We start from the raw sequence: 26,739 nt of genomic DNA on the forward strand, positions 1-26,739 counted from the left end.
TAGACGGTTGTCGGGGGCCACGCAATCAAGGATCGCATCAAAACTGCATAAGACATTGATTTTTAATGTGAATTATAAAAACAGCCCGCCGACGGTCAGGGCTTGGCCAGCGGCACGGCGGAAATGATGACGAAGGCCTGCGCCAGCGGCCAGTCGTCGGTGATCGACAGGTCGATTTTCGCCTCGAACCCCTCGGGCGTCAGGGCCTGGAGCCGGGCCAGCGCCCCGCCCGTCAATTGCATGGTCGGCCGCCCTCCCGGCAAGTTGACCACCCCCATGTCGCGCCACCAGACACCGTTCCGGATGCCGGTACCTAGCGCCTTCGAGCAGGCCTCCTTGGCCGCGAAGCGCTTGGCGTAGGTTGCAACCACCATCTTCTCGCTCTTGGCGCGCCGCTCCGCCTTGGCCCGCTCGGCCGCGGTGAAGATGCGGTCGAGGAAACGCTCGCCATGGCGCTCGATCACCTTGCCGACGCGGGTGATGTCGATCAGGTCGGAGCCGATGCCGATGATCATGCCCGGCTCCGGCCGCGGTCCATCGCCGCGCGCATGCTGCGCACCGTCTCGGCGAGCCCGACGAACAGCGCCTCGCCGATCATGTAGTAGCCGATGTTGAGCTCCATGATCTCCGGCAGCGCCGCGATCGTCTCCGCCGTCGCGTAGTCGAGCCCGTGGCCGGCATGGATTTCGAGCCCGGCTTGCTTCGCCAGCTTCACCCCCGCCACGATCCGCTTCCACTCCGCCTCGGCCTTGTCGGTGTGACCGTCGACGACGGCGTCGCACCAGGCCCCGGTGTGGATCTCGATCACGGGCGCCTTCAGCCGCGCCGCCATCTCGATCTGCGCGGGATCGGCGGCGATGAACAGCGAGACCCGGATGCCGGCATCGTTCAGCCGCGCGATGTAGGGCGCGAGCGCATTGTGCTGGCCGACCACGTCGAGGCCGCCTTCGGTCGTCACCTCCTGGCGGCGCTCCGGCACGAGGCACACCGCGTGCGGCTTCGTGGCGAGCGAGATCCGCATCATGTCGTCGGTCGCCGCCATCTCGAAATTGAGCGGCCTGGAGATCTCGGCCTTCAGCCGCGCCATGTCCTCGTCGCGGATGTGGCGGCGATCCTCGCGCAGATGCGCGGTGATGCCGTCGGCGCCGGCCTCGATCGCCAGCAGCGCGGCGCGCACCGGATCGGGATGGCGGCCGCCACGCGCGTTACGCACGGTTGCGACGTGGTCGATATTGACGCCGAGGCGGAGCGGAGAAGCGGACATTTCAGGACTCACGAAATCAGGGAGATGGACGCCTACGAAAGGCGTCTATCCATTAACACGTTCGACACGGGCCACGACCGCCTTGGCGCGCAGCTGGGCGAGGATCGCGCTCAGATGCTTGAGATCGTAGACCTCGAGGTCGATCGTCGTCTCCGTGAAATCGGGCGAGCGGCGCTGCATGCTGATGTTGTCGATGTTGCCGTCGTGCTCGGCGATCACGGTCGCGATCTGTGCCAGCGCGCCGGGCTCGTTGACGTTCTCGACCTTGATGCGGGCCGGGAAGCGCTGCGGGGCGGAATCCTCGATGTCCCAGCGCACGTCGAGCCAGCGCTCCGGCTCCTCCTCGAAATCCTTCAGGGCCGGCGCCTGGATCGGGTAGATCGTGATCCCCTCGCCCGGCGTGACGATGCCGACGATGCGGTCCCCGGGCACGGCGCCGCCGTTCGGCGCGAACTTCACCGGCAGGTCGGAATTGATGCCGCGGATCGGGATCGCGACCGGGCTGCGCGGCGGCTCCGACGACTTCTCCCTGAGCTTGGCGGCGAGCCCCTTCTTGACGCCATAGCGCGCGATGCGCTCCTCCTTGTAGTCGGGATACATCGCACGCGCGACGTGGGAGGCCTTGATCTCGCCGCGGCCGACCGCCGCCATGACGTCCTCGATCGAGGTGCGCGCCAGCCGCGGCAGCGCGCCCTTGAGCTTGTCGTCGGCATATTCGATCTTGGCGCGCTCGAACAGGCGTTCCACGATGCGCCGGCCGAGACCGACATACTGGTCGCGCACCGCGGTCCTGGTGGCGCGGCGGATCGCGGCGCGCGCCTTGCCGGTGACCGCGAGCGTTTCCCAGGCCGAGGGCGGCGCCGCTTGCGCCTCCGAGGTCAGCACCTCGACCTCGTCGCCGTTCTGGAGCTCCGAGGACAGCGGCGCGAACTGGCCGTTGATCTTGCAGCCGACGGCGCTGTTGCCGACGTCGGTGTGCACGGCATAGGCGAAGTCGATCACATTGGCATGGCGCGGCAGCGCGATCAGCTTGCCCTTCGGGGTGAAGCAGAACACCTGGTCGTGGAACAGCTCGAGCTTGGTGTGCTCGAGGAATTCCTCGGGGTTGGCGCTCTCCGAGAGGATGCCGATGGTGTGGCGCAACCAGGCGAACGCATTGGACTCGCGCTTGAGAAACTCGGTCGGCGAGCCCACGTCTTCCTTGTAGAACACGTGTGCGGCGATGCCGCGCTCGGCGATCTGATCCATCGCCTCGGTACGGATCTGGAGCTCGACGCGCTGGTTGCCGGGGCCGATCACCGTGGTGTGGATCGAGCGGTAGTCGTTCTGCTTCGGCGTCGAGATGTAGTCCTTGAACCGCCCGGGCACGACCGGCCAGTTGGTGTGGACGATGCCGAGCGCGCGATAGCAGGCCTCGATGTCGTTGACGACGAGGCGGAAGCCGAAGATGTCGGACAATTGCTCGAAGCCGACCGACTTGCGTTCCATCTTGGTCCAGATCGAGAACGGCTTCTTGCGGCGGCCATAGACCCGCGCGCCCAGCCCCCGGTGGCGCAGATTGTTGGAGAGCTGGTCCTCGATCTCGCCGATCAGGTTGCGGTTGCGCTCGGCGAGCGCGTCGAGCCGCTGCATCACCACCGAATAGGCTTCGGGATCGAGGGTGCGGAAGGACAAATCCTCCAGCTCCTCGCGCATTTCCTGCATGCCCATGCGGCCGGCCAGCGGCGCATAGATGTCGAGCGTCTCCTCGGCGATGCGCCGTCGCGACTCCGGCGGCACGAAGTCCAGCGTACGCATGTTGTGCAGGCGGTCGGCGAGCTTGACCAGCAGAACGCGGACATCGTCGGCAATGGCCAGCAACAGTTTGCGCAGGTTCTCGGCCTGCTTGGCCTCGCGCGACACCAGCTCCAGCCGCTTCAGCTTGGTCAGGCCCTCGACCAGCGCGCCGATCTCGGGCCCGAAGATCTGGTCGATCTCGGCGCGCGTCGCCTCGGTGTCCTCGATCGTGTCGTGCAGCAGGGCAGCCACGATGGTGGCGTCGTCGAGCTTCAGATCGGTGAGAATCGCCGCCACTTCGAGCGGGTGCGAGAAATACGGATCGCCCGAGGCACGGGTCTGCGAGCCGTGTGCCTTCATGGCGTAGACATAGGCGCGGTTCAGCAGGTCTTCGTTGGTATTGGGATTGTAGGACCTGACGCGCTCGACGAGGTCATATTGACGCATCATGCGCGCGCGAGGCTTGGCCGGGCGCCCCACCGGCGCAGTCGGGGCCACGGCAACCGATTCGGTTGCGGCCAGCATCTGCGTTTGTCTCCGGCGCCGATACACCATGCCATCCTGCCTTCAAACGGACCATGAGCTGCCCGTTGCATACATCTTAGCCCCGATCGCGCGTGCGTCCGATCAATTCGGTGACAGGCAAGCAACGCGATGCGGCAACGCTATGGTAACCACGAAAACGCCAACAAAAGCAAAGGCCCGAACACGGGTTCGGGCCTCTGATAAGATCACAAGAAATCGACGACTGCGACGGGACGATTACTCGTCCTCCTCGGGCTGTTCTTCCGGCGGCGCGAGGCCCTCGAGGCCCTTCAGGAGCTCCTCTTCGGTCATGCGCTCAACGGCAACTTCGGTATCGTCGGCATCGACGCTGGCACCGGCGGAACCGATCAGCGGGACCGTATCGGGCTCGGGCTCGTCGACCTCGACGAATTTCTGGAGCGAGTGGACCAGCTCCTCGCGGAGGTCCTCCGGCGAGATGGTTTCGTCCGCAATTTCGCGTAAAGACACAACGGGGTTCTTGTCGTTATCGCGGTCAACCGTTAGTTGTGAACCGGACGAAATCATGCGGGCCCGGTGGGCGGCCAGCAGGACCAGGTCAAACCGGTTGTCGACCTTGTCGATACAATCTTCTACGGTGACGCGAGCCATGGACTGTCGCTCCGTTGTGGGTGGGACGAAATATGTGGATGATTGGGGCTAGTTATAGGGGACAGGGCGATTTCGCAAGGCCAATTTGTGATTTGGCCTCGCCAAACGGCTCTGCTACCCCCACATTGGGGCTGGGATGGGTGGTTTGCCGGGCTGCTATTGAGGGTGGCACCGGGCGTATGCAGGTCCGCCATAACTATACCTTGATTGCCACGACTTCTCCGGATTTGCGGTTTCGACGGGCTTCGGCGGCACCATAGACCTGCGCGGCTTGCTGTCGCCGCGCCAACAATAAACGATCAATCACGAACGCTACGCGAGCAAACTGAATGTCACCTTCTGCCACTAACAAGATCGCGCTCTTCATCGACGGGGCCAATCTCTACGCGACAGCGAAAACTCTGGGCTTCGACATCGACTACAAGCGCCTGCTGAAGGAGTTTCAGAGTCGCGGGACGCTGTTGCGGGCGTTTTACTACACCGCGATTATCGAGGATCAGGAATACTCCTCGATCCGCCCGTTGATCGACTGGCTGGACTACAACGGCTACACGGTCGTCACCAAGGCGACCAAGGAGTTCATCGACGCCTCCGGCCGCCGCAAGGTCAAGGGCAATATGGACATCGAGCTCGCCGTGAACGCCATGGAGCTCGCCGAGCACATCGACCAGATGGTGCTGTTCTCGGGTGACGGCGACTTCCGCTCCCTGGTCGAAGCCGTCCAGCGCCGCGGTGTCCGGGTCACCGTGATCTCCACCATCGCGAGCCAGCCGCCGATGATCGCCGACGAGCTGCGCCGCCAGGCCGACGTCTTCACCGACCTCGTCGAGCTGCAATCCAAGCTCGGCCGCGACCCGTCCGAACGACCCGCCCCGCGTGACCGCGGCGAGCGTGGCGAGGGACGCCATCACGCCCCGCAGTTCCTCCAGCGCGCGACCACGATGGCGCCGAGGGGCGATGACGACTTCGAGGAGTGAGGCGGCCCGGTCAAGCCGCCAGCCTCTCACCCTCGTTCCCGACCGTGACTGTCCGCTTTGTCCGCGCCTGGTCGCCTTTCGCGAGGCGAACCGCGCGCGCGAGCCGTTGTGGCACAACGCGCCGGTCCCCCCCTTCGGCGACATCAAGGCGCGCCTGCTGATCGTCGGCCTTGCACCAGGCATGCAGGGCGCCAACCGCACCGGCCGCCCCTTCACCGGCGACTATGCCGGCGACCTGCTCTACGCCACGCTGCTCGAATACGGCTTCGCCAAGGGCACCTATCAGGCGCGGCCCGACGACGGCCTGAAGCTGGTCGACTGCCGGATCGCCAATGCCGTGCATTGCGTTCCGCCACAAAACAAGCCGCTGCCGGTCGAGATCAACACCTGCCGCCAGTTTCTCGGGGCTACCCTGGCGTCGATGCCGAAGCTGCGCGCGATCGTCGCGCTCGGACGGATTGCGCACGACACGGTGCTCAAGCCGCTGAACCTGAAGGCCTCGCAAGCTCCCTTCGGCCACGGCGCCGTGCATCAGGCCGGCGCATTCAGGCTCTACGACAGCTATCATTGCTCGCGCTACAACACGAACACCGGCGTGCTGACGACGGACATGTTCCGCAGCGTGTTCGCGAAGGTGAAGGCCGACCTGGACTAGCGCTCGGCTGGATCGGCCTTCAGCCAGTCCAGGACATCGCCGGCGTTCCGGTCGGGCGGAAACACCGGATAGAACACATGCGTGACTTTGGCGTCGTCGATGATCAGCGCAAGCCGCTTGATCAAGGTCAGGCCAGCGACCTCCATGGTCGGCAGATCGAGGGCGCGCGTCAGCGCCAGCTTCTCGTCCGACAGCACGGGGAACGGCAGGTGCAGCCGCGATGCCATCTCGGTCTGGTACGCGTTGCTCTGGGTCGAGAGGCCGTACACCTGGGCGGCGCCGGCAGCTTTCAGCTCGGCAAACAGATCACGAAACGCGCAAGTCTGCGGCGTGCAACCGCGCGCGCCCGGGATCATGTCCCAATCGTCGACCAGTCCGATCTTGCCGGGCTCGCCGGTGCGCGGATAGGCGAACACCACGGTCCGGCCGGAGAGTGCTGACAGATTCACCGACGTATCGTCGGTGGCGAGCAGGCTGATCGCCGGCAGCGTCATGCCCTTTAGATGCGCGGCGCCGCCGTCGTCGGCGGGTGCGGGAATCTGGCTCCAATCGACCTCGAGCAGGTTCTTCTGAGTCATCCGCCAACCTCTTGCCGCTATCCCCTCGCCCGCAACAGCCGGCCCTTCTCCCGGCTCCAGTCGCGCTTCTTCTCGGACTCGCGTTTGTCGTGCAGCTTCTTGCCCTTTGCAACCGCCAGCTGCAGCTTGGCCCGCCCGCGCTCGTTGAAATAGAGCTTGAGCGGGATCAGCGTCATGCCTTCGCGGTCGACCGCGCCCATCAGCTTGTTGATCTGCTTGCGATGCAGAAGCAGCTTTCGCGGCCGCTTGGGCTCGTGATTGAAGCGGTTGCCCTGGAGATATTCGGGAATGGTGGCGTTGATCAGCCAGATCTCGCCGTCCTTGGAATCGGCGTAGGACTCCGCGATCGTGCTCTTGCCGTTGCGGATCGATTTGACCTCGGTGCCGGTGAGCGCAATGCCAGCCTCGATCGTGTCTTCGATCGCATAGTTGAAGCGGGCCTTGCGATTTTCCGCCATGACCTTGATTGGACGTTCGTTCTTGTCGGCCATGGAAGACAAACCTGATCGAGATGCGCGAGGACGCTAACAGTTTGGATGAAGCGCGCGCGTCAAGACTTCTTGAGGAGATCGCGGATCTCGGTCAGCAGCTCGACCTCGGCCGACGGTTTTGCCGGAGCCGCAGGCGCCGCCTCCTCCTTGCGCTTCAGCGTGTTCATGGCGCGGATCACCAGGAACAACACGAAGGCGACGATGATGAAGTTGATCGTCAGCGTCAGGAAGCTGCCGTAAGCAAGCACTGCACCTTGCTTTTTCGCATCCGCTAAGTTGGTGGCGGTCACCGCCTTCGACAAGGGGGCGAAGTAGTTCGAGAAGTCGAGGCCGCCGGTCGCGGCGCCGATGATCGGCATGATGACGTCACCGACCAGCGACGTGACGATGGCGCCGAAGGCCGCACCGATGATGACGCCGACGGCGAGGTCGACGACGTTGCCTTTCATGGCGAACTCGCGGAACTCCGTGAGCATCTTCCTGCCCTTCTCGTCGACGCTCATGAACGGCTCCCCGGTTGGCTAAATCAGTTGATCAGCCCAGCATGAACCATCGCGCTGCGCACGGCAACGCGCGTCGGCTCGGTGACCGGAACCATCGGCAGGCGCAGCGTCTCGTCCAGCTTGCCGAGCAGCGACATCGCGTACTTGATCGGCGCCGGATTGCTCTCGATGAAGAGGTTGTTGTGCAGCGGCATCAGCTTGTCGTGGATTGCGAGCGCCGCCTTGGTGTCGCCCTTCGCCCAGGCGGCCTGGAATTCCGAGCACAGGCGCGGCGCGACGTTCGAGGTCACCGAGATGCAGCCATGGCCGCCATGCGCCATGTAGCCGAGGATGGTCGCGTCCTCGCCGGAGAGCTGGTTGAAATCCTCGCCCATCGCCGCGCGCTGCTGCGAGACGCGGACCATGCTGGCGGTGGCGTCCTTGACGCCGGCGATGTTCTTCAGCTCCCACAGCCGCTTCATGGTGTCGACCGACATGTCGATTACCGAGCGCGGCGGAATGTTGTAGATGATGATCGGGATGCCGATCGCATCGTTGATCGCCTTGAAGTGCTGGTACATCCCTTCCTGGGTCGGCTTGTTGTAATAGGGCGTCACGACCAGCACGGCATCCGCGCCGGCCTTCTCGGCGTGCTGCGCGAGCTCGATCGCCTCCTTCGTCGAATTGGAGCCGGCACCCGCGACCACGGGTACGCGCCCCTTGGCTTCAGCGATGCACCATTCGACGACCTTCTTGTGCTCGTCATGGCTGAGCGTCGGGCTCTCGCCGGTGGTGCCGACCGGGACCAGGCCGTTGGTGCCTTCCGAGATCTGCCAGTTGACCAGCGAGCGGAACGCCGCCTCGTCCAGCGAGCCGTTCTTGAACGGCGTGACCAAGGCGGTGAACGACCCCCGGAATTTCGTCTTGGCTGCCATGGACTTCCTCCGTACGCGGCTATCTCTTGAGCAAGCTGCATTCATATCGGGTCTATCCCGCCGGTAAAAGACCCGCTTCCGTGTGACGCACCGTTTAGGCCGCGATTTTGCCGCGGTGGTGGTGCAAACCGGGCAAAGGTAAGCAGCTGTTGGTATTTTGTCCGCATATTCAAGCGAATACAGCTAGGTCTTGAGCCAACTGACTGATTCGGGGCGACCAAACGCCGTGACCTCCTTTCCTCGTTCCGCATGGCGATCCACCGGTCTGGCCGTGTGCCTCATGGCCGGGCTGTCGGTCGGCTGCGCCGCCCTGGCTAAGTCCAATGAGACGACCGCGGACGGGGCCAAGGACACCGCGAAGCCGGCGGCCAAGGACGCCGCGAAGGGATCCGCCAAGGAAACACCGAAGCAAACAACGAAGGGAACCGGCAAGGAAACACCGAAGGGCGCGAGCAAGGGAGCAGCTGCCGCCCCGGCCAAGGATGCCGCGAAGAAACCTGGCAAGGATGCTGGCAAGGACGCCGCCAAGGATGCAGGCAAGAGCGCCGGCAACGAGCCCGCCAAGGACAAGCCCAAGCCCGCAGCCGCCGCGCCAAAACCACAGCCGGCCGCCAATGGCTCGCCCCCCAAGACCGCACCCGCGCCGGCCGTGACGGCTACCGTCAGGCCTGCCGCCCCGGCGCCCGTCGCCAAACCCGCCGCAGCTCCTCTGCTTGCGCCGGCGACCCGCCAGCACGCCACGCCGCGCAAGCCGGTCACGCCGGCCGCGGTCGCTGCGACCTCCTCGACGTCGCAGGCCGACAAGGACACGCTCGAGAACGTCATCGAGCTCGTGCGCAAGCGCAAGGCGGCCGACGCCACCAATTACGCTGCCTCGATCTCGGATCCCGTCGCGCGAAAGCTCGCCGAATGGATCATCCTGCGCAGCGAGGACAATGGCGCGACCGTGGAACGCTATCGCGCCTTCCTCTCCGCCAATCCGAGCTGGCCGTCGCAGACCTTCCTGCGCCGGCGCCTCGAGGCCGCGATGTGGGACGACAGGCGCGACGATTCGGTCGCGTGGTCGTGGTTCGAGAATGAATCGCCTGTGTCCGCCAAGGGCCGCTTCACGCTCGCCAAGGCGATGCTGGCGCGCGGCGACCGCGCCAACGCCGAGCGGCTGGTGCGCGAGGCCTGGCGTAGCGATCCGATGTCGGAGGAGACCGAGAACAACGCGCTCGACCAGTTCGGCGCCCTGCTGACGCCGGGCGACCAGAAGGCGCGGATGGACACCTTGCTCTACGGCAGCGAGAACGAAGCCGCGCTCCGCGCCGCAAAGCGCCTCGGCGCCGGCTATCTCGCGCTCGCCAAGGCCCGCATCGCCTCCGTCAAGAAGGCGCCGAACGCGCGCGCGCTGCTCGACGCCGTGCCGCGCGAGCTGCACAACGATCCCGGCTTCATCTTCAGCAAGATCCAGCTCCTGCGCCGCGAGGAGAAGTTCGCCGAAGCCGCCCAGCTGATGCTGTCGGCGCCGAAGGATCCGAACCGTCTCTACAATCTCGACGAATGGTGGATCGAGCGGCGCCTGCTGGCACGCAAGATGATCGACACCGAGGAATTCCGCAGCGCCTATCTGATCGCGCGCGATGCGGCCCTGCCCTCGCGCGACATCTACAAGACCGAGCAGGAGTTCACCGCCGGCTGGATCGCGCTGCGCTTCCTCAACGACCCCGCCGCCGCCACCCAGCATTTCGCCCGCATCGGCGTCGGCAGCGTCAATCCGACCACGCGGGCGCGCGCCGGCTATTGGCAGGGCCGCGCGGCGGAAGCGGCGGGCCGCCAGCAGGAGGCGCGCAACGCCTACGCCCGGGCGGCAGAGCAATCCACCAGCTATTACGGCCAGCTCGCGCGCGCAAAACTCGGCCTGCCGCAGATCGAGCTCAACAGCCAGCCGCGCGGCCGCGGCGCCGAACGGCTGGAGATCGTGCGCGCCGCGCACCTGCTCTACGAGCTCGACGAACGCGAGATGGCGATACCTGTTCTCGCCGACATGGGCGAGAACGGCGATCCCGAGGCGCTTGCCGGCCTTGGCGAGCTCACCCAGCGCTACAACGACGCGCGCGGCATGCTGCTGCTGGGCAAGGCCGCGCTCAACCGCGGCCTCCCCTTCGACTTCTACGCCTATCCCGTCAACGGCATTCCGCAGTTCACGCCGATCGGCCCCGAGGTCGAGCGCAGCATCGTCTATGCGATCGCGCGGCAGGAAAGCGCGTTCAACCCCTCCGTGGTCTCGCCGGCGCAGGCTTACGGCCTGATGCAGGTGACGCCGGACGCCGCGCGCTATGTCTGCAAGCGGCACGGCGCGACCTACGATCTGGGGCGGCTGAAGAACGATTCGGTCTACAACGCCACGCTCGGCTCGGCCGAGCTCGGCGGACTGCTCGAGGACTACCGCGGCTCCTACATCATGACCTTTGCCGCCTACAATGCCGGCCGCGGCAGCGTGAAGAAATGGGTCGACCGCTACGGCGACCCGCGCGATCCCAAGGTCGACGCGGTCGACTGGGTCGAGCTGATTCCGTTCTCCGAGACGCGCAACTACGTGCAGCGGATCATGGAGAATCTTCAGGTCTACCGCGCCCGCTTCGGCGGCGGCACACGGTTGCAGATCGAAGCTGACCTGCGCCGCGGCACCGGCAGCGTGGAATAGACCATCCTCCTGTGCGCTCCCGATTGACCGCCGAGAGCGTCGGCGGCGAGCGCCGCAGCGCCTCCGGACGTGAGCTGCTGAAGAAGAGCTGAAGCTCGCGCGTGATCTTCAGGCGAGCCTTGCTCGACGCTGAGCCCTGAGCGCTCCCTGGTCGTAGTCCGATCGGCAAGCTCGCCGTTCCACGTCCTCGAACATGAAGGCGTCGATCGCCGCCTGCTGCAGCGTCAGGACGGTGGGGCGCTTGCAAGGCCATGCCGGTCAACGGCAGGCGGCCCGTTGCATACATTGCGCGGAGATGCCCGCAGCGCAGAGGCCCTCCTCCGTAACAGCCTCGTCGAGATCGTCACGGACGATGGAGCACGGGAGCAACGCCAGCCCTCCGCCAGCATTCCGCGGCGTTAGAACAGCCATGCCGCCAAAAGAAAAGCCCCGGCGGTTTCCCGCCGGGGCTCTCTGTCAGGTCGTTAGACCGAACTTACCAGTTGCGCTGAGCGCGGAGCAGCATGCTGACCGTGCTCTGATCCTTCAGCTGGTACACGGCACCCGGCTTGGCCACAACTAGCGCAGGGCCGGCGGCCACCGTGCTGATCGTACCAGCGTACTTCTGGTCGAGCATGGTGTAAGCCACGTCCGCCGAGAAGGTCAGGTTCTTCACCGGGGTCCAGCGGGTGATCAGACCGATCGTGCCGATGTTGAAGTTCGGATTACAAGTGGTGATACCCGCAGTGGCGGCACCCAACGTAGCGAGTTGGCCGCAAATGAGAGCCGCACCACCGTTGCTGTACGTCAGCTGAGCGTACGAACCGTAGATCGCGGTGTTCCAGTACGGATCCCAGTTGTGGGTGTAGGCGCCGCGCATACCCCAGCTCGTAACCGTGTTGATACCGGTCCCGTTGGCGAACACACCATCAGCCGCACCGGCAAGGCCAATGCTCTGATAGGCGCCAGCCACGTTAGTACCGCCGAACATTGCATAGTTCTGCGAAGCCAAGCTCTGGAAGTTGTAGCGGGTCGCACCATCGGTGTAGACCGCCTGGACGTTGATCACGTCGCCCGCGCCAGTCGGAATGTTCTTGATGGACAACGCCGCTTGGACAGCCCAGCCCCACTTGTCGCCCGGATGACCGGCCGCTTCGGTTCCGACAAGACCAGGGGTCGCGTAGTATGCGACATGGTTGTTATGCGCCGCTGCGGACAACTGGAACAGACCCCAAGCCTGGTCAATACGGACCATACCCTGGATGTCAGGAGCCCGCGTGCCGCCGAAGGCATTGATGCCGTAGCCGCCGGTACCAAAACCCGCGACCGAAATGCCGGAGCTGGTGTTGTACAGGTTGCTCTGGTAGTAAGCGGTCGGGTCAACGGCCGAAATCGCGGCAGTGATGCCCTGACCAAAGTCAGCGGTGTAGGTGAACTGGTTCACACCAGTGACCGTGCCGCCGCCACCAGTCAGACCGTCGAAGTTGTTACCCGGATAATTGGTCCAGGGGGCGTCGAACTGGGCAACCGCCTTACCCATCGTGAAGCCAGCGAACTGGATGAAGGCGTAGTACACGCCGAGCGTACCGCCGGCGATTGCGCCTGCGTTGGCATTGTTAGGGGCGCTAATGCCCGAAGCGCCGAGCTGCGAGTAGATGGTGGAGCCGTTAGCGGAGGCGCCGTTGCCCGAGTAGGTGTCCGTCGTCCACGAGAACACAACGTCGGCGAAGGTACGAACCACGCCGTATTCGGTCGCGGTGCGCGTATCGACGTTGAAGTCTTCACGGGCACGAGTGACGTAGTAGTTCGTCAGACGGTTCGCAGAACCGTTAACACCGCTGAAATTACCGTTGAAATCGGTTGCGTTGACCGCGACTTCAGCACGCAGGTAACCACCCAGCTTGATGCAGGTGTCAGTGCCCGGGATGTAGTAGAATCCGGCACCGTACAGGGAGCAGATCTTCACGTATTCGACCGCTTTGGCCTTCACGGGGAGATCGGCTGCCTGTGCTCCGCCAACGGCAATCAGACCTGCCGCTGAACCGAGCAAAAGGCTCTTAACCAACTTCATGTTAAACCTCCAAGTTTGCTCTATAGGGAAGGTTCCGGATCCGCTGGGTGACGACACCCTAAGGTTGGTTCCCTTGTCCCTTAACTCACCGCTTAGTCGCTTCGCGCCTTCGGACACACCCGCTGAACGCGAGGGACTTAAGCGAACCACCTAAAACGGGACGACCTCGGGATGCCCCCCTCCGTCGCTCAGTCACAATTACCGAACGTCTTTGCACACACAACAAGAGAACGCTCCGTAGCGAGCCCATGACGTTTGTTTTCCGAAGGGTGTTGCACAAATAACACGCAGATGTGATCGAAGCGCGCTCGCAACATATTGTTTTTGCTTATGTTTCTAGGACGGTTCCGTTTGCCGTCAAAATTCCCCACCTGAGGCGTTGTGGACGGAACTCCGGCCTGAACAGGCTTTGACGCGCACGAATCGTGGAATCAGAAGGAGACTCAAGGAGAAGGCACACAGGTCTTCCCGCGACTCTCCACCAGGCGCAGACATGGTCGCGGCAACGCCCAAGGCGCGCTGCGAAGGCTCTTTGTCGATGGTGGGGATGATTGAGACCGGAGCGGACAGCTCGGCTGGCGGAGACGGAGGGATTCGAACCCTCGATAGGCCTTTACAAGCCTATAACGGTTTAGCAAACCGCCGCCTTCAGCCACTCGGCCACGTCTCCAATATGCCGGGTATGCCCGACACGGCGGCGAGCCGCAAGCGGCAGAATCAAGGTCTGTGCGTTCTTTCACCTGAAAGCGACCGCCGGACGACCGCGAAAGCCTGGCGCATGGATCAGCGCGGCACGCGCAACCGATTCGCGCTCTCTATATATGTGCGCATCCATCCACGGGATTGCCGGATCCGCCGCTGCCAGGGCGCATTCAGCACCACCTCGCCGGCTCAGATATTGAACCAGACGCCGGAGCTGCGCCGGGACGGAAGGCCCAAGACCTCTACATCCCCGGCAAGAGGCCCGTCTTGTGCGGCCGTCCGGGTTCCAGAGCGGAATCGTCGGGCGGCGGCTCGGTCATGCCGCGCGGGTCCGGGTGGCGACACGACGAAGGAACCTGATTGAGCGCAATCGGGCTACCCGTGAAGACAAGGGTGCGGATGCGATTCTCGGCTCAGTGAGCCGAGACCCACGCCCTCGCCTCGCGCTGCGCGGCCGAGATCTCGGCGTCCGACATCTGCCCGGCGACTTCCTGGCGGAGCGCCACGGCGTCCTTGCGGCCCTTCAGCGCGGCGAGGTTGAACCATTTATGTGCGGCGACGAGGTCGACGAGGCCGGAGCGGCCGCTCGCCCAATAGATCCCGCGCTCGAACAACACGTCCGACAGCGCGCTCGCGTCGATCGGCGTCGCCGTCTCCAGATCGAAAGTACCCTGAAACATAACGCATCCCCTTTTTTTCTGCCGCCTCGTTCCCCCGAGCGCGGCTCCCGTCCAAAGAACTGTTCAACTCATCCCCATGCCGTTTGCCGGCTTGTTGAAGGCGATGATGGCGGGCAAATTTGAATGGCAGTTTAAGTATCGCGATGAAGCAGACGTAAACGCACCCGCACGGCGCGCGCGCGACGAATGCAAAAAGTCCCCGCTTTGCAGGCACTTCTGCGATTCGTCAGATTCGGTTTACCCTGGGATTTTGGGAGAACGATAACCATCGCGCGCGGTGACGCGCGCCCTGCGGTTACAATTCATGGGAGGGGCGCGTTGTGGGAGGGGCGCGCTGGCAAGGCCACACAGGCGCCTCGCGCGGCGGCGCCACCCCGTGGCCGGCAGGCCGCGCAGCGCGAAGCGCGCGACTTTAGGAATCGGAGCGACGGCCTCGCATTGCGCCTGCGCGGCGAACGTCGCGGCAAACGACAGTTCGCCGCAGCCCTCGCCTGCCCCAAGGCAGCGCGGCCACGTCACGGTCAGATCAGCAATGTGGGAAAAGGGAATGCCGGCAATACCCCGGCCTCAAAAGAACGAGGGCGTCGGCGAACACGTCAGGACCAGATTCCACGTTGGCCCGAAGGCCGCTTGTGAAATTGCGGAGCCCTTGAGAAGGAGAACCGCACCGAACGAAGAAAACTTGTTTCTTCTGCCGGACCGTACTTTGGCGAGCGAACCCGCGAAAGAGAACGATCCGACCGTTGGCCTGATGTCTCGCCGACACCCTCTATCGCCGACCAGAACCTGTTAGAAGGCGCTGATGACGTGCCGGCTCTCTAGGAGCCGGCAACTTCAGAAGCGAAGTTACTTCTTCTTCGCGACCTTGCGGGTCTTCTTCGCAGTCTTCTTCACTGCGCTCTTCGCCTTCTTCGCCTTCTTCGCCTTCTTCGCTTTCTTGGCCATGTTGCCCTCCGATGTGTGAGATGGCTGTAATCGCTGCATGCAGTCGGGGATCGAATGCACACTCATCCCGAATACACCAACACGACGAAAAAAACAGCTTCTCGCTTAAAGAAGTGTTGACGGCACAACGCGCCTGCGCTTGGCGAGCGCGATGCGGGCGCACTGCATGACGCGTGCTCGCGATCGCGGGGAGTGCCCGCATCGTCGATGTTTGCGCGAGATGCGATTGCAGAAAAACACTACACGGCAAGTATTTTTCTGCACGCGCGCATTGCGCATGCGCGATGCGATGATGTGCATCGTCGATCCCGCGATCGCTGCGCAAGGGCGCTTCGCGGACTCTGAGTCGCGAGTTTTGGCAACGAAAATATTTTCATGCTTAACGGCGCAAGCGCTCGTCAGCGCGTGTGGAAGCCGCCGTTTTGCGCGAATCGCGTGGCGGCGATTCGGTCGCCGCATCGCCGTCGGTCGGGATGGAGTTTGCCGCCGAGGGTGCGCGCGAGCGTCGCAGCGCGAACCGGAAACGAGGTGACGAAGCGTATCCGTCACCTCGTTCGAACGTGTGACGTCAGATGCCGAGCTTCGACTTCAAGAGGTCGTTGACGCTCTGCGGGTTGGCCTTGCCGCCGGACGCCTTCATCACCTGGCCGACGAACCAGCCGAGCGACTGCGGCTTGTCCTTGACCTGCGCGGCCTTGTCGGGATTGGCCGCGATGATGTCGTCGACCACCTTCTCGATCGCCGAGAGGTCGGTGACCTGCTTCATGCCACGGCTTTCGACCAGCGCGCGCGGATCGCCGCCCTCCTGCCAGACGATCTCGAACAGATCCTTGGCGATCTTGCCGGAGATCGTGCCCTCGCCGATCAGGTCGATGATCGCAGCCAACTGCTCGGCGTTGACGGGAGAGGCCGCAATATCCCGGCCTTCCTTGTTGAGACGGCCGAACAGCTCGTTGATCACCCAGTTCGCCGCCATCTTGCCGTCGCGGGCACGGTTGCCGAGCGTGTCCAGCACCGTCTCGTAGAACACCGCGCTCTCGCGCTCGGCGACCAGCACGCTCGCATCGTAAGCCGACAGGCCGAAATCAGCGACGAAGCGCGCCTTCTTCTGGTCCGGCAGCTCCGGCAGCTCTGTCTTCAGCTCGTCGACGAAGCTTTGCGAGAATTCGAGCGGCAGCAGGTCGGGATCGGGGAAGTAGCGGTAGTCGTGCGCCTCTTCCTTGGACCGCATCGATCGCGTCTCGCCCTTGTTGGGGTCGTAGAGCCGCGTTTCCTGGTCGATCTCCCCGCCGTCCTCGAGGATCTCGATCTGGCGCCGCGCCTCGTACTCGATCGCCTGGCCGATGAAGGTGATCGAGTTCATGTTCTTGATCTCGCAGCGGGTGCCGAGCGGTGCACCCGGCTTGCGCACGGAGACGTTGACGTCGGCGCGCAAAGATCCCTTCTCCATGTCGCCGTCGCAGGTGCCGAGATAGCGCAGGATCGAGCGCAGCTTGGTCACATAGGCCTTGGCCTGCTCGGCGTCGCGGATGTCGGGCTTGGAGACGATCTCCATCAGCGCCACGCCGCAACGGTTGAGATCGACATGGGACATGGCCGGCGACTGATCGTGCAGCAACTTGCCGGCGTCCTGCTCAAGATGAAGGCGCTCGATGCCGATGGTCGCGGTCTTGCCGCCATCCAGTTCGACCACGACCTCACCTTCGCCGACGATCGGCGACTTGTACTGGCTGATCTGGTAGCCCTGCGGCGAGTCCGGATAGAAATAGTTCTTGCGGTCGAACACCGAACGCAGATTGATCTGCGCGTTCAGCCCGAGCCCGGTCCGGACAGCCTGTCTGACGCATTCCTCGTTGATGACGGGCAGCATGCCTGGCATCGCGGCATCGACCAGCGACACGTGGCTGTTCGGCTCGCCGCCGAACGTGGTCGACGCGCCCGAGAACAGTTTTGAGTTCGAGGTCACCTGGGCATGGATCTCCATGCCGATGACCATCTCCCAGTCACCGGTGGCGCCCTTGAGAAGCTTGTGCGTGGCCGTGCTCATGTCCTGCTCCCGAGCAGCGTGGCAGCGATCCGCTCCCACTCCGCCTCCAATGAATCCTTTGCCGCGGGTTGGCCGGCCTGGCGATACCAGTAGCCGGCATTGCCGAGATCGCCTTCGACCCGATGCAGATAGGCGTGCACCCAGGCGGCGTCGCGGCTGTTCTCGTCCTGAACGATCTTGTGCGCCTGATCCCAGTCGCCCTTCGCGGCCCACCAGAGGCCGGCGAGCGGCGCGTTCAGATCCGGCGCCGGCGCCGCGCCGTCGAGGCTCGCGATGAACGCGGCGACATTCACCACCACCTCGCGGGCGTGAAGCGGCCGGCGGCCTGCTCGATCACCTCGCCGAGCGAGAACAGCGTCTCCTCGTCGAACGGCCTGCCGATCAGCTGCAGGCCGAGCGGCAGGCCTTGCGCATCCTTGCCGGCAGGCACGGCGATGCCTGGCAGGCCCGCCATGTTCACGGTCACCGTGAAGATATCGTTGAGATACATCTCGACGGGATCCGCCCCGCCCTTCTCGCCGATGCCGAAGGCCGCCGACGGCGTCGCCGGCGTCAGGATCGCGTCGACGCCCTTGGCGAAGCAGTCCTCAAAATCCTTCTTGATCAGCGTCCGCACCTTCTGCGCGCGCAGATAATAGGCGTCGTAATAGCCGGCCGAGAGCACATAGGTGCCGATCATGACGCGGCGCTTCACCTCCGCGCCAAAACCCTCGGCGCGGCTGTTCTCGTAGAGCTCGATGATGTTCTTGCCCTGCTCGCGCAGTCCGTAGCGGACGCCGTCATAGCGCGCGAGGTTGGAGGACGCCTCCGCCGGCGCCACGATGTAATAGGCCGGCAGCGCGTATTTGGTGTGCGGCAGCGACACCTCGACGAGCTCGGCGCCGGCCGCCTTCAGCCAAGCCGCGCCCTCGCTCCAGAGCTTCTCGATCTCGGCCGGCATGCCGTCGAGGCGATACTCCTTGGGGATGCCGATCCTGATGCCCTTCACGGACTTGCCGATCGCGGCCTCATAGTCCGGCACGGCAATGTCGACCGACGTCGTGTCCTTTGGATCGTGTCCGGCCATCGAGCGCAGCAGCATCGCGCTATCGCGCACGCTGCGCGCGATCGGACCGGCCTGGTCGAGCGAAGAGGCGAAGGCGACGATGCCCCAGCGCGAGCAGCGGCCATAGGTCGGCTTGATGCCGACGGTCGCGGTGAACGCGGCCGGCTGGCGGATCGAGCCGCCGGTGTCGGTCGCGGTCGCGCCCATGCACAGCAACGCCGCCACGGCCGAGGCTGAGCCGCCGGACGAGCCGCCCGGCACCAGCGTCGTGTTGCTTCCCTCGCGCCGCCAGGGATTGCCGACGGGGCCGAAGCACGAGGTCTCGTTGGCCGAGCCCATCGCGAACTCGTCATTGTTGAGCTTGCCGAGCATCACGGCGCCGTCGCGCCACAGCTGCGAGGTCACGGTGGACTCATAGGTCGGCACGAAATTGCCGAGGATCTTCGAGCACGCCGTGGTGCGCACGCCCTTGGTCGCGAACAGGTCCTTGATGCCGAGCGGAATGCCGGCGAGCGGGCCGCCCTCACCCTTGGCGATCTTTTCGTCCACGGCCTTCGCCATGTCGCGCGCGCGATCGGGCGTCTCCATCACGAAGGCATTGAGCACGCGTGCTGCTTCGATCGCGTTCAGATGCGCGTCGGTCAGCTCGAGGGACGTGAAAGTCTTGGCCGCGAGACCCTTGCGGGCCTCGGCGAGCGTCAGCGATGTCAAATCGGTCATTTATTGATCGGGCTGCAGAAGAACGGAGACAGGGTTTTGTCGTTGGCCGGGTCGTCTTTTTTCTTGGCGGCGGCGTTCGCGGCGGCCTCGATCTCGTCGAGCACGGCATTGACGGCGACGTTGGGATCGGCAGCCTTGCCCTGCCGCTCCATCTTGTCGAGATAGTTCATGTAGGCCTGATAGGCCTTCTCATCGTCGCAAAGCATGCACATCGGACTTGGTCCTAAGGCTCTTTAGTTTGACGCGTTTTCTTTACGCGAACCGGCTTCCACTTCGCTCGAAAACGCTACGTCACTCGACCACCTTGGGCACAAGAAAGAAGTGACCTTCGGTCGCGGGCGCGTTGGCAACGATATCGTCGGCGATCTCGCCGTCATTGACCACGTCCTGCCGCTTCTTCATCTGCATCGGGGTGACCGAGGTCATCGGCTCCACGCCCTCGACGTTGACCTCCGAGAGCTGCTCGACAAAGGCGAGCATGGCGTTGAGCTCGCCCTGCAGATGCGGAACCTCGCCCTCGGAAACCGCAATGCGCGCCAGATGCGCGATGCGGCGGACGGTAGCGTCGTCGACGGACATTATATAAGGCCTCTCACGGCAAAATCTAACTGCCGTATAGCAGAGGCCGGTTTTGCGCCGCAACCGGCGGCGCGACCTTAGCCAGACAGTCCCTTCATGCGGGCCAGGGCCGATTTGGCAAAATCCCGGGTCAATTCGGCCGCGGCGACCTCACGGCCCAGGGCCACGGCCTGGCCGGCCCAGAGATTGGTAAAATCCACCCTGCCCTGCTTTTCGGCAGCTGCCTTGAGCGGCCCCAGCGCGGTCGCGGCATGGGGAAAAGGCGGCGCCTCGGGCGAGATCGGGCCGGCTTCGCGCATCAGGCGGTTCTGGACGCCGCGCGCCGGACGCCCGGTCATGACATTGGTGATGACGGTGGAATCGTCCCGCGCTTCAGCCAGCGCCTTGCGCCCGCCCGCGCTGACCTTGGATTCCGGGCAGCGCAGATAGGCGCTGCCGATCTGCACGCCGGAGGCGCCGAGCGCGAAGGCTGCAGCGATGCCGCGCCCGTCGGCGATACCACCGGCCGCGATGACAGGCACCTTCACGGCGTCGGCGACCTGCGGCACCAGCGCAAAGGTGCCGGGCTGCTCGGAGATCTTGTCGGTCAGGAACATGCCGCGATGGCCGCCGGCCTCGGCGCCTTGCGCAATGACGGCATCGACGCCGCGCTCTTCCAGCCAGACTGCTTCCTTCACCGTCGTAGCGGACGAGATGACGAGGCAGCCGGCAGCCTTGACGCGCTTGAGCAGCGCCTGATCCGGCAGGCCGAAATGAAAGCTGACGATCTCCGGCTTCAGCTCCTCGACGACCTCGCAGAACGCGGTGTCGAACGGCGCACGGTTCGCGGCGTTGATGGGCGCGGCGGGATCGAGGCCGTGCTCGGTGTAATAGCCCGTGAGCCGCTGCTTCCAGCGCGCTTCGGCTTCGGCCGTGAGGTCAACCGGCGTGTGGCAGAAGAAGTTCATGTTCACCGGCGCCTTCACGCGCTGGCGAATGATGTTGACCTGCTCGCGCGCCTTCTCCGGCGACAGCATCGCGCTCGGCAGCGAGCCGAGCCCGCCGCCCTCTGCCACGGCGATCACCAGTTCGGCATCCATCACACCGGCCATCGGCGCCAGCACGATCGGGAATTCGGTCTTGAAGAGATCGATCAGTCGACGGTCAGGCCACATAATTCTTGCCTCATGTTCGCTCTTCCCTCTCCCCTTGTGCGAGAGGGTGGATCGCCGCGCAGCGGCGAGACGGGCGAGGGGTTTGCATCCGCGGAGACAGACCCCTCATCCGGCGCGGATTGCATCCGCGCCACCTTCTCCCACAAGGGGAGAAGGAAAAGAAGAAACCGAGTTGCGCCGGCCGGCGAGCAATTGCCCCGCTTCAATCGCAATCCGCTCCACAATCTCGGCGGCCGGTGCAATATCATGAATCAATCCGACCGCCTCGCCCGCGATCACGGCCGCGACATCGAAATTGCCGACTGCTTTCGCGGCCGCATAATCCGCCGCGACTGCGGCAACATTCTGCATCAGCTCGACCTCGCGGCCGATCCAGCGCCTGGCGTGGTCGTTGATGAGGCACCTTCCCGTGAACGGCGCCGGCCAGACATTGTTGCGCGAGAGATCGAAGATGATGCCGCGCACGGTCGTGCCGCTGTTCGCTGCGCAGATACGCCGCTTGGCCTCCTCCGCGCCATCAGCCTCCTGGCTCGCATAGAAGCGCGTGCCGAGCAGCACGCCGCTCGCGCCCAGCATCATCATGGCGGCGAGACCGCGCCCGTCGGCGATGCCGCCGGCCGCGACGACAGGCACGTGGCCCGCGGCAAGATCGACGATTGCAGGCACGAGATCGACGGTGGTGCGAGAGGCGCCGTGACCACCCGCCTCCGTGCCCTGCGCGATCAGGATGTCGGCGCCGGCATCGAGCGCCTGCCGCGCCATGGCTTCATCCTGCACCTGGCAGATCAGGCGTGCACCTGCGGACTTGATCTTCGGCGCGAACGGCGCGGGATCGCCAAACGACAACATGATCGCAGACGGTTTTGCGGCAAGAGCGACATCGAGAAGCTCGGGCCGCTTGGCGAGGCTCCAGGTGATGAAGCCGATCCCGAATGGCGCCGACAAGCCCGCAAGCTTCGCAGTCTCCTGCTCCAGCCACACCTTCTCGCCATAGCCGCCGCCCAGAATGCCGAAACCGCCGGCACGGCTCACAGCCGTCACAAGCCGGCTGCCGGCAACGATGTCCATCGGCGCCAGCAGGATGGGATGCTCAATCTCCAGCAGCCTGGTCAGCGACGTCTCAATGGGCATAGCCCCTCCCTGATCTGGACAGGGAGACTAGGCGCGACTAGCATTCTCGAAAAATGAATTGTTGCGAACGCTGCCATCACAAAAGCGAAACGACGCCACCATGGAACTCAGCGATATCCAGACCTTTGCCGCCGTCGCCCGTACCGGCGGCATCACCCGCGCCGCCGAAGAGCTCAACACGGTGCAATCCAACGTCACCCAACGCGTGAAGGCGCTGGAAGCGGAGATCGGCACACCGCTGTTCGAACGCCACAGCCGTGGCATGACGCTGACCGGCGCCGGCAAACGCCTCCTCCCCTACGCACAGCGGATGGCCGCGCTATCACGGGAGGCCGTGCTCGCTGCGCGTGACGACGGCGAGCCGAAGGGACCGCTCGCGATCGGCTCGATGGAGACGACGGCAGCCGTGCGCTTGCCGTCCCTCCTCGCCGATTTCCACCGCAGCTTCCCTGCCGTGCGGCTGAGCCTGCGCACCGCGACCACCGCCGACCTCGTCGCGGGCGTGCTCGAAGGCACGCTCGACGGTGCCTTCGTCGCGGGTCCCATCGCACATGCCGACCTCACTGCGACGAGCGCGTTTCGTGAAGAGCTGGTGCTGGTCAGCGCGCGGCGCTGGGCCTCACTTGCCGAGCTGCGCGCCGGCACGCCGGAGTCCGGTCCGACTGCGCTGGTGTTCCGCACCGGCTGCACCTACCGCCAGCGTCTCGAACAGATCTTTGTCGAGTTCGGCTGGCCGTCGGCCGCACGCTTCGAGCTCGGCACGCTCGACGGCATGATCGGCTGTGTCGCCGCCGGCATGGGCGTGACGCTGCTGCCGCGCGCCGTGGTCGAACGTAGCGCGATGGCCGGCAGCGTGTCGATCCACACGCTGGGCCCGTCGCATGCGCGCGTCGAGACGCTCTTCATCCAGCGCAGCGGCGGACATCAATACAGCGCGCTCAGCGGTTTCATGTCCTGCCTGAAGAAAGACAACGACGTCATCGCGGCCTGACACCGGCGCAGCGTTCCACGCGGCGAAATTCGTCACAAATCCATCGCGCTTGAATTGGTCTGCGCTGCGTTCAGCCGCCGCAGCGCAGCACCTCGAAATGCTTTGAAGCACGCATCCGTTCTACGTTAGGATGTGTCACTGGCCAGCGCGAAAACACAACGAAGCCAAAACATCGGGAGGACTATCGATGCGCAATACGCTCGTGTTGTGCTGTGTCGCCGCGTTGTCGGCGATATCAGGAACTGCAAGCGCACAAGACTGGACCAAATCGAAATGGGGACCGAACGACGAGATCGGTGCCGCCAACTACATGACGCCGGAGCTGGTGGTGAAGGCCGCCTCGCTGGTGAAGACCGGCAAGACCTACGCCCTCGGCATTCCCGTCACGCCACAGACACCCGCCTATCCGCCACGCACGTTCAAGCTCACCATCGTTCAGCCCGGACAGGCCGGCAGCCCGGGTCTCGGTCCGAACAAGGCGACCTATAACGACGACATCCTTGATACGTGGGTCGGCATCGGCAGCCAGCTCGACGGCCTCGGCCATCTCGGCGTCGAGCACGTCTATTACAACGGCAACAAGCTCGCCGATTTCGCCGATCCGAATGGCTTGAAGAAGCTCGGTATCGAGAAGGTCCCACCGATGGTCACGCGCGGCGTGCTGCTCGACATGGCCGCCTATTTCAAGACCGACATCGTGAAGGAAGGCACCGCCTTCAACGTCAAGGAGATCGAGGAAGCCGCCAAGCAGCAGAACGTCGAGATCCGCCAGGGTGACGTCGTCCTCTTCCACACCGGCTGGCTCAGCCTGATCGGTAAGGACGACAAACGCTATTCGGCCGGCGAGCCCGGTCTCGGCGTCGAAGGCGCGAAGTACCTGACCGGCAAGGGCGTGGTCGCCATCGGTGCCGACACCTGGGCGCTCGAGGTGCTGCCGTTCGAGTCCAAGAACGTGTTCGAGGTGCACCAGATCCTGCTCGCCATGAACGGGACCTACATCCTCGAGAACATGGACACCGCCGCGCTCGCTCGCGACAAGGGCTACGAATTCCTGTTCGTGCTCGGACAGCCGCGCTGGACCGGCGGCGTGCAGGCGATGATCAACCCGATCGCAATCCGCTGATCGGCGACGGACTCAGCGGGCGAGGATCGGCCTGCCGCCCGGCAGGCGCCCTCGCCCGACCTGTCCGTCATCGCGGCCTCAGATGCCATCGCCGCAATGCAACGAAGGCCCAGATGGATTCGACGAGGCCAAACGGCCAGGCGCCTTGCAGGAAGCCGTAAGCCGAGCCGAGCGCGCAGGACGCCGCGAACAGCAGCACGAACCAATGGCTGCGATCCTCCAGGGCATAGCAGACCAGCATCGCCGTCACGGCAAACAGGCCGAATAGTGTCAGTGCATCCATGTTCCGGGTTCACTCCGCAGCGCGACGCGTGATAAGCGCTAGTCCCATGCCGGCTCTTATCCTGCCCCTGATCGATGCTGCAACCCACTGGCCCGAACGCGGCGGGTTGGTCGGCCTTGACCTCGGCACCAAGACCATTGGCGTTGCCGTGTCCAATCCGGACCGGCGCCTCGCGACGGGCGTCGAGACCATCCAGCGCAAGGCGTTCAAGCAGGACGCGGCGCGGTTGCTCGCGATCGCGGCCGAGCGCAAGGCGGTCGGCTTCGTGCTCGGCCTCCCCATCAACATGGACGGCAGCGAGGGCCCGCGCGCGCAATCGACCCGCGCCTTCGCCCGCAACCTTGCCGGGCTGACCACACTCCCCATCGGCCTCTGGGACGAGCGCCTGTCGACCGCAGCGGTCGAGCGCGAGCTGATCGGCATGGACGTCAGCCGCGCCAAGCGCGCCGAAGTGATCGACGAGCACGCTGCGATCTTCATCCTGCAAGGCGCGCTCGACCGCCTCGCCAATCTTCGCGCGGCATCGGGCTGATCCATGGCCGTCGTGATCGCGGCGCTGCTGCCGGTCTTCATCCTCATCGTGCTCGGCGTGGTGCTGAGGCGCACCCTGATGCGGCTCGACACGCAATGGCATGGGCTGGAGCGGCTGACCTATTTCGTGCTGTTCCCGATGCTGCTGATCCAGACGCTGGTGAAGGCCGACCTCTCCAGGGTGCCGGTCGCCGGCGTCGGCGGCGCGCTGTTGCTGTCGGTGCTCGCGATGTCACTGCTCTGCCTCGCGCTCCGCCCGGCGCTCGCGCGGTTCGACGTCGACGGTCCCGCCTTCACCTCGATCTTCCAGGGCGCGACGCGCTGGCAGACCTATGTCGCGCTCTCGGTGTCGGCCAACATGTTCGGCGATGTCGGACTGGCGCTGGCCTCCGTGGCGATGGTCGCGATCATTCCGCTGGTCAACGTGTTCAGCGTTGCCGTGCTCGCGCACTATGCTTCACCCGAGAAGCAGTCCGCCCGCGCCATCGTCATGACGGTGGTCCGCAATCCCCTGATCTGGGCCTGCGTGATCGGCCTCGTCATCAATGTCATCCATCTGCCGCTGCCAAAGATCTGGCACGAGGTTGCGGACGCGCTCGGCCGGTCCTCGCTCGCCATCGGCCTGCTCGTCACCGGCGCCGGTCTGCAGCTCAAGGGCCTGCTCCGCCCGAGCGTGAGCGCGACCATCGGCGTGGCGTTCAAGCTGGCGCTGATGCCCGTGCTCGCGCTGGCGCTCGCCGCCTGGTTCGGGCTCTCGGGCGACAGCCTGGCGATCGTCGCAATCTGCGCGGCGGTGCCGACCTCGCCCAGCGCCTATGTGCTGGCACGCCAGATGGGCGGCGATGCGCCGCTGCTGGCGCAGATCATCACGCTGCAGACGATCTTGGCGGCGGTCACGATGCCGATCGCGATCGCGCTGGTGGCTTAGGCCTCATGCGAGGCCTCAGCTCCCCAGCCACATCGTCAGCACCACCGCAGTCAGATTGTTCAGCGCATGCAGCGCGATGGTGAGCCAGAGCGAGTTGGCGCGATAGCGCATGTAGCCGAACCACAGGCCGATGGAGAAGACCTCCGCGAGGAAGTACATGTCGTACTGCAGGTGCACGACCGTCCACACCAGTGACGACAGGATGATCGCGCCGGGCACGCGCAGGAAGCTCGCCGACCAGCCGCGAAACAGGAAGCCGCGCGCCAAAACCTCTTCCGACATCGGCGCAGCGACACTGAACGCGAACAGCAGCATCACAGCCGCGCCCTTGTCGCGGCCCGATTTCAACAGATCGGTCATGAAGCCCGGCGTCGCCTCGCGGCCGAGGCTCCGCGACATCGTCTCCCAGGCGACCACGATCAGGACAAGCCCGATGGCGCCGAACAGCATTTGCTTCCAGGACGGCCAATGCAGCGCGAGGTAATCGACGAACGAGGCCTTCTTGATGCGGATGGCGAGCCATACCGCGGCCAGCGTCGCCGGCAGGCCCATGGTCACCGACAGCGCGAGCGCCGCGGGCTCGCGACCGACACGCTGGATCGACATCAGGTCGAGGGGATCGCCACGGTCGCAGGCCAGATAGAGGATGGCACCGATCTGGCCGACAAACATCGCGACGAAGATGAGCAGGCCCCACACCGCCGTGCCCCAGAATTTCCAGACGCGCGGTGCGGCTGGCGTCACGGTCATCGGCGGGAGATCGGGATTGAGGGAGTCCATTCAAGCGCTTTCGTTGGGACGGCACCGTCATTCCGGGGCCGTTCGCAC

Annotated in this window: 26 protein-coding genes and 1 tRNA gene; 7 read left to right on the top strand and 20 right to left on the bottom strand. The window is 64.7% G+C overall.

Features of this window, described 5'->3' with window-relative positions; genetic code table 11:
• Positions 1 to 95: 95 nt before the first annotated feature.
• From acpS to rpoZ, 4 genes are all read right to left on the bottom strand, one after another.
• Positions 96 to 515, bottom strand: a complete 420-nt coding sequence (acpS, locus tag AB7535_RS18260; protein WP_014494745.1) for a holo-ACP synthase — start codon at positions 513 to 515, stop codon at positions 96 to 98.
• The gene (locus AB7535_RS18265; RefSeq protein ID WP_166097081.1) at positions 512 to 1,264 is read right to left on the bottom strand and encodes a pyridoxine 5'-phosphate synthase; all 753 of its coding nucleotides are present in this window, start codon (positions 1,262 to 1,264) and stop codon (positions 512 to 514) included. Before AB7535_RS18265 ends, acpS begins: the two co-directional genes overlap by 4 nt.
• 45 nt (positions 1,265 to 1,309) lie before the next feature.
• Positions 1,310 to 3,595, bottom strand: coding sequence for a RelA/SpoT family protein (locus AB7535_RS18270; RefSeq protein WP_071913178.1), 2,286 nt, complete (start codon positions 3,593 to 3,595; stop codon positions 1,310 to 1,312).
• A 207-nt stretch (positions 3,596 to 3,802) separates the two neighbouring features.
• Positions 3,803 to 4,195, bottom strand: a complete 393-nt coding sequence (rpoZ, locus tag AB7535_RS18275) for a DNA-directed RNA polymerase subunit omega (protein ID WP_014494742.1) — start codon at positions 4,193 to 4,195, stop codon at positions 3,803 to 3,805.
• Between the two features lie 329 nt (positions 4,196 to 4,524).
• On the opposite strand from rpoZ, the gene AB7535_RS18280 reads away from it, so the two are divergent.
• Together AB7535_RS18280 and AB7535_RS18285 are read left to right on the top strand one after the other, a co-directional pair.
• Positions 4,525 to 5,172, top strand: coding sequence for a LabA-like NYN domain-containing protein (locus AB7535_RS18280; RefSeq protein ID WP_439036713.1), 648 nt, complete (start codon positions 4,525 to 4,527; stop codon positions 5,170 to 5,172).
• The gene (locus tag AB7535_RS18285) at positions 5,153 to 5,827 is read left to right on the top strand and encodes a uracil-DNA glycosylase (protein ID WP_063982832.1); all 675 of its coding nucleotides are present in this window, start codon (positions 5,153 to 5,155) and stop codon (positions 5,825 to 5,827) included. Before AB7535_RS18280 ends, AB7535_RS18285 begins: the two co-directional genes overlap by 20 nt.
• Here AB7535_RS18285 and AB7535_RS18290 read toward each other — a convergent pair.
• The 4 genes from AB7535_RS18290 to dapA are packed head-to-tail and all read right to left on the bottom strand — an operon-like array spanning position 5,824 to position 8,313.
• The gene (locus AB7535_RS18290; RefSeq protein ID WP_439036714.1) at positions 5,824 to 6,405 is read right to left on the bottom strand and encodes a peroxiredoxin; all 582 of its coding nucleotides are present in this window, start codon (positions 6,403 to 6,405) and stop codon (positions 5,824 to 5,826) included. The two genes, AB7535_RS18285 and AB7535_RS18290, sit on opposite strands and share 4 nt — an antisense overlap.
• A 17-nt stretch (positions 6,406 to 6,422) precedes the next feature.
• Positions 6,423 to 6,896 carry an SsrA-binding protein SmpB gene (gene smpB, locus AB7535_RS18295; RefSeq protein ID WP_008133025.1) on the bottom strand — a complete coding sequence of 158 codons (474 nt, stop codon included), beginning with the start codon at positions 6,894 to 6,896 and terminating at the stop codon, positions 6,423 to 6,425.
• A gap of 59 nt (positions 6,897 to 6,955) precedes the next feature.
• The gene (gene mscL, locus AB7535_RS18300; protein ID WP_135215741.1) at positions 6,956 to 7,372 is read right to left on the bottom strand and encodes a large conductance mechanosensitive channel protein MscL; all 417 of its coding nucleotides are present in this window, start codon (positions 7,370 to 7,372) and stop codon (positions 6,956 to 6,958) included.
• Between the two features lie 50 nt (positions 7,373 to 7,422).
• Positions 7,423 to 8,313: a 4-hydroxy-tetrahydrodipicolinate synthase gene (dapA, locus tag AB7535_RS18305; RefSeq protein WP_038975901.1), complete on the bottom strand. Its 891-nt coding sequence runs from the start codon at positions 8,311 to 8,313 to the stop codon at positions 7,423 to 7,425.
• 280 nt (positions 8,314 to 8,593) lie between these two features.
• Here dapA and AB7535_RS18310 point away from each other — a divergent pair, with 280 nt between their 5' ends.
• Positions 8,594 to 11,002 carry a lytic transglycosylase domain-containing protein gene (locus AB7535_RS18310; protein WP_439036715.1) on the top strand — a complete coding sequence of 803 codons (2,409 nt, stop codon included), beginning with the start codon at positions 8,594 to 8,596 and terminating at the stop codon, positions 11,000 to 11,002.
• A gap of 475 nt (positions 11,003 to 11,477) precedes the next feature.
• Here AB7535_RS18310 and AB7535_RS18315 read toward each other — a convergent pair whose 3' ends face one another.
• The 10 genes from AB7535_RS18315 to AB7535_RS18360 form a co-directional block, all read right to left on the bottom strand.
• Positions 11,478 to 13,052 (bottom strand): porin, encoded by a 1,575-nt coding sequence (locus AB7535_RS18315; protein WP_354096594.1) that lies wholly within the window; start codon positions 13,050 to 13,052, stop codon positions 11,478 to 11,480.
• 576 nt (positions 13,053 to 13,628) lie between these two features.
• Positions 13,629 to 13,722, bottom strand: a tRNA-Ser gene (locus tag AB7535_RS18320).
• Positions 13,723 to 14,167: 445 nt separating this feature from the next.
• On the bottom strand, positions 14,168 to 14,434 hold the full coding sequence (locus AB7535_RS18325) for a hypothetical protein (RefSeq protein WP_014494734.1): 267 nt from the start codon (positions 14,432 to 14,434) through the stop codon (positions 14,168 to 14,170).
• A 1,513-nt stretch (positions 14,435 to 15,947) separates the two neighbouring features.
• Positions 15,948 to 17,426, bottom strand: coding sequence for an Asp-tRNA(Asn)/Glu-tRNA(Gln) amidotransferase subunit GatB (gatB, locus tag AB7535_RS18330; protein WP_439036716.1), 1,479 nt, complete (start codon positions 17,424 to 17,426; stop codon positions 15,948 to 15,950).
• Entirely contained in the window at positions 17,423 to 17,725 is a 303-nt protein-coding gene (locus tag AB7535_RS18335; RefSeq protein WP_094183808.1) for a hypothetical protein, read from the bottom strand. Before AB7535_RS18335 ends, gatB begins: the two co-directional genes overlap by 4 nt.
• Positions 17,716 to 19,191 carry an Asp-tRNA(Asn)/Glu-tRNA(Gln) amidotransferase subunit GatA gene (gene gatA / locus AB7535_RS18340; protein WP_063982825.1) on the bottom strand — a complete coding sequence of 492 codons (1,476 nt, stop codon included), beginning with the start codon at positions 19,189 to 19,191 and terminating at the stop codon, positions 17,716 to 17,718. Before gatA ends, AB7535_RS18335 begins: the two co-directional genes overlap by 10 nt.
• A complete protein-coding gene (locus AB7535_RS18345) occupies positions 19,188 to 19,403 on the bottom strand; it encodes a hypothetical protein (protein ID WP_014494728.1) in 216 nt (71 codons plus the stop codon). The genes gatA and AB7535_RS18345 overlap by 4 nt, the downstream gene beginning before the upstream one ends.
• 79 nt (positions 19,404 to 19,482) lie before the next feature.
• Entirely contained in the window at positions 19,483 to 19,770 is a 288-nt protein-coding gene (gene gatC / locus AB7535_RS18350) for an Asp-tRNA(Asn)/Glu-tRNA(Gln) amidotransferase subunit GatC (RefSeq protein WP_063982824.1), read from the bottom strand.
• Positions 19,771 to 19,847: 77 nt separating this feature from the next.
• Positions 19,848 to 20,924: an NAD(P)H-dependent flavin oxidoreductase gene (locus AB7535_RS18355; RefSeq protein ID WP_439036717.1), complete on the bottom strand. Its 1,077-nt coding sequence runs from the start codon at positions 20,922 to 20,924 to the stop codon at positions 19,848 to 19,850.
• Positions 20,925 to 21,029: 105 nt separating this feature from the next.
• Positions 21,030 to 22,055: an NAD(P)H-dependent flavin oxidoreductase gene (locus tag AB7535_RS18360; protein WP_439036718.1), complete on the bottom strand. Its 1,026-nt coding sequence runs from the start codon at positions 22,053 to 22,055 to the stop codon at positions 21,030 to 21,032.
• A gap of 100 nt (positions 22,056 to 22,155) precedes the next feature.
• Here AB7535_RS18360 and AB7535_RS18365 point away from each other — a divergent pair, with 100 nt between their 5' ends.
• On the top strand, positions 22,156 to 23,046 hold the full coding sequence (locus AB7535_RS18365) for a LysR substrate-binding domain-containing protein (protein WP_439036719.1): 891 nt from the start codon (positions 22,156 to 22,158) through the stop codon (positions 23,044 to 23,046).
• Positions 23,047 to 23,233: 187 nt separating this feature from the next.
• A complete protein-coding gene (locus AB7535_RS18370) occupies positions 23,234 to 24,169 on the top strand; it encodes a cyclase family protein (RefSeq protein WP_354124255.1) in 936 nt (311 codons plus the stop codon).
• 67 nt (positions 24,170 to 24,236) lie between these two features.
• Here AB7535_RS18370 and AB7535_RS18375 read toward each other — a convergent pair whose 3' ends face one another.
• Entirely contained in the window at positions 24,237 to 24,452 is a 216-nt protein-coding gene (locus AB7535_RS18375) for a hypothetical protein (RefSeq protein ID WP_247310040.1), read from the bottom strand.
• A 46-nt stretch (positions 24,453 to 24,498) separates the two neighbouring features.
• Between AB7535_RS18375 and ruvX the strand changes: the two genes are divergently transcribed.
• Both ruvX and AB7535_RS18385 read left to right on the top strand, forming a co-directional pair.
• Positions 24,499 to 24,984, top strand: coding sequence for a Holliday junction resolvase RuvX (gene ruvX, locus AB7535_RS18380; RefSeq protein ID WP_028150651.1), 486 nt, complete (start codon positions 24,499 to 24,501; stop codon positions 24,982 to 24,984).
• 3 nt (positions 24,985 to 24,987) lie between these two features.
• Entirely contained in the window at positions 24,988 to 25,911 is a 924-nt protein-coding gene (locus AB7535_RS18385; protein WP_208087265.1) for an AEC family transporter, read from the top strand.
• 15 nt (positions 25,912 to 25,926) lie between these two features.
• Here the strand turns inward: AB7535_RS18385 and AB7535_RS18390 are convergent, their stop codons facing one another.
• A complete protein-coding gene (locus AB7535_RS18390) occupies positions 25,927 to 26,691 on the bottom strand; it encodes a lysostaphin resistance A-like protein (protein WP_439036720.1) in 765 nt (254 codons plus the stop codon).
• Positions 26,692 to 26,739: the final 48 nt, after the last annotated feature.

Source organism: Bradyrhizobium sp. 956_D2_N1_4 (genome assembly GCF_052076025.1).
In the GTDB taxonomy this organism is placed as follows: Bacteria; Pseudomonadota; Alphaproteobacteria; order Rhizobiales; family Xanthobacteraceae; genus Bradyrhizobium; species Bradyrhizobium barranii.

Excerpts from the sequence above, each read along its gene's own strand:
- AB7535_RS18270 (WP_071913178.1), bottom strand. The coding sequence starts at position 3,595 with ATGGTGTATCGGCGCCGGAGACAAACGCAGATGCTGGCCGCAACCGAA.
- AB7535_RS18265 (WP_166097081.1), bottom strand. The coding sequence starts at position 1,264 with ATGTCCGCTTCTCCGCTCCGCCTCGGCGTCAATATCGACCACGTCGCA.
- acpS (WP_014494745.1), bottom strand. The coding sequence starts at position 515 with ATGATCATCGGCATCGGCTCCGACCTGATCGACATCACCCGCGTCGGC.
- AB7535_RS18285 (WP_063982832.1), top strand. The coding sequence starts at position 5,153 with ATGACGACTTCGAGGAGTGAGGCGGCCCGGTCAAGCCGCCAGCCTCTC.
- AB7535_RS18345 (WP_014494728.1), bottom strand. The coding sequence starts at position 19,403 with ATGTGCATGCTTTGCGACGATGAGAAGGCCTATCAGGCCTACATGAAC.
- AB7535_RS18375 (WP_247310040.1), bottom strand. The coding sequence starts at position 24,452 with ATGGATGCACTGACACTATTCGGCCTGTTTGCCGTGACGGCGATGCTG.
- AB7535_RS18365 (WP_439036719.1), top strand. The coding sequence starts at position 22,156 with ATGGAACTCAGCGATATCCAGACCTTTGCCGCCGTCGCCCGTACCGGC.
- AB7535_RS18315 (WP_354096594.1), bottom strand. The coding sequence starts at position 13,052 with ATGAAGTTGGTTAAGAGCCTTTTGCTCGGTTCAGCGGCAGGTCTGATT.
- gatB (WP_439036716.1), bottom strand. The coding sequence starts at position 17,426 with ATGAGCACGGCCACGCACAAGCTTCTCAAGGGCGCCACCGGTGACTGG.
- AB7535_RS18355 (WP_439036717.1), bottom strand. The coding sequence starts at position 20,924 with ATGTGGCCTGACCGTCGACTGATCGATCTCTTCAAGACCGAATTCCCG.
- AB7535_RS18280 (WP_439036713.1), top strand. The coding sequence starts at position 4,525 with ATGTCACCTTCTGCCACTAACAAGATCGCGCTCTTCATCGACGGGGCC.
- AB7535_RS18290 (WP_439036714.1), bottom strand. The coding sequence starts at position 6,405 with ATGACTCAGAAGAACCTGCTCGAGGTCGATTGGAGCCAGATTCCCGCA.
- rpoZ (WP_014494742.1), bottom strand. The coding sequence starts at position 4,195 with ATGGCTCGCGTCACCGTAGAAGATTGTATCGACAAGGTCGACAACCGG.
- AB7535_RS18325 (WP_014494734.1), bottom strand. The coding sequence starts at position 14,434 with ATGTTTCAGGGTACTTTCGATCTGGAGACGGCGACGCCGATCGACGCG.
- AB7535_RS18390 (WP_439036720.1), bottom strand. The coding sequence starts at position 26,691 with ATGGACTCCCTCAATCCCGATCTCCCGCCGATGACCGTGACGCCAGCC.
- AB7535_RS18385 (WP_208087265.1), top strand. The coding sequence starts at position 24,988 with ATGGCCGTCGTGATCGCGGCGCTGCTGCCGGTCTTCATCCTCATCGTG.
- AB7535_RS18310 (WP_439036715.1), top strand. The coding sequence starts at position 8,594 with ATGGCCGGGCTGTCGGTCGGCTGCGCCGCCCTGGCTAAGTCCAATGAG.
- dapA (WP_038975901.1), bottom strand. The coding sequence starts at position 8,313 with ATGGCAGCCAAGACGAAATTCCGGGGGTCGTTCACCGCCTTGGTCACG.
- smpB (WP_008133025.1), bottom strand. The coding sequence starts at position 6,896 with ATGGCCGACAAGAACGAACGTCCAATCAAGGTCATGGCGGAAAATCGC.
- gatA (WP_063982825.1), bottom strand. The coding sequence starts at position 19,191 with ATGACCGATTTGACATCGCTGACGCTCGCCGAGGCCCGCAAGGGTCTC.
- AB7535_RS18370 (WP_354124255.1), top strand. The coding sequence starts at position 23,234 with ATGCGCAATACGCTCGTGTTGTGCTGTGTCGCCGCGTTGTCGGCGATA.
- ruvX (WP_028150651.1), top strand. The coding sequence starts at position 24,499 with ATGCCGGCTCTTATCCTGCCCCTGATCGATGCTGCAACCCACTGGCCC.
- mscL (WP_135215741.1), bottom strand. The coding sequence starts at position 7,372 with ATGCTCACGGAGTTCCGCGAGTTCGCCATGAAAGGCAACGTCGTCGAC.
- gatC (WP_063982824.1), bottom strand. The coding sequence starts at position 19,770 with ATGTCCGTCGACGACGCTACCGTCCGCCGCATCGCGCATCTGGCGCGC.
- AB7535_RS18360 (WP_439036718.1), bottom strand. The coding sequence starts at position 22,055 with ATGCCCATTGAGACGTCGCTGACCAGGCTGCTGGAGATTGAGCATCCC.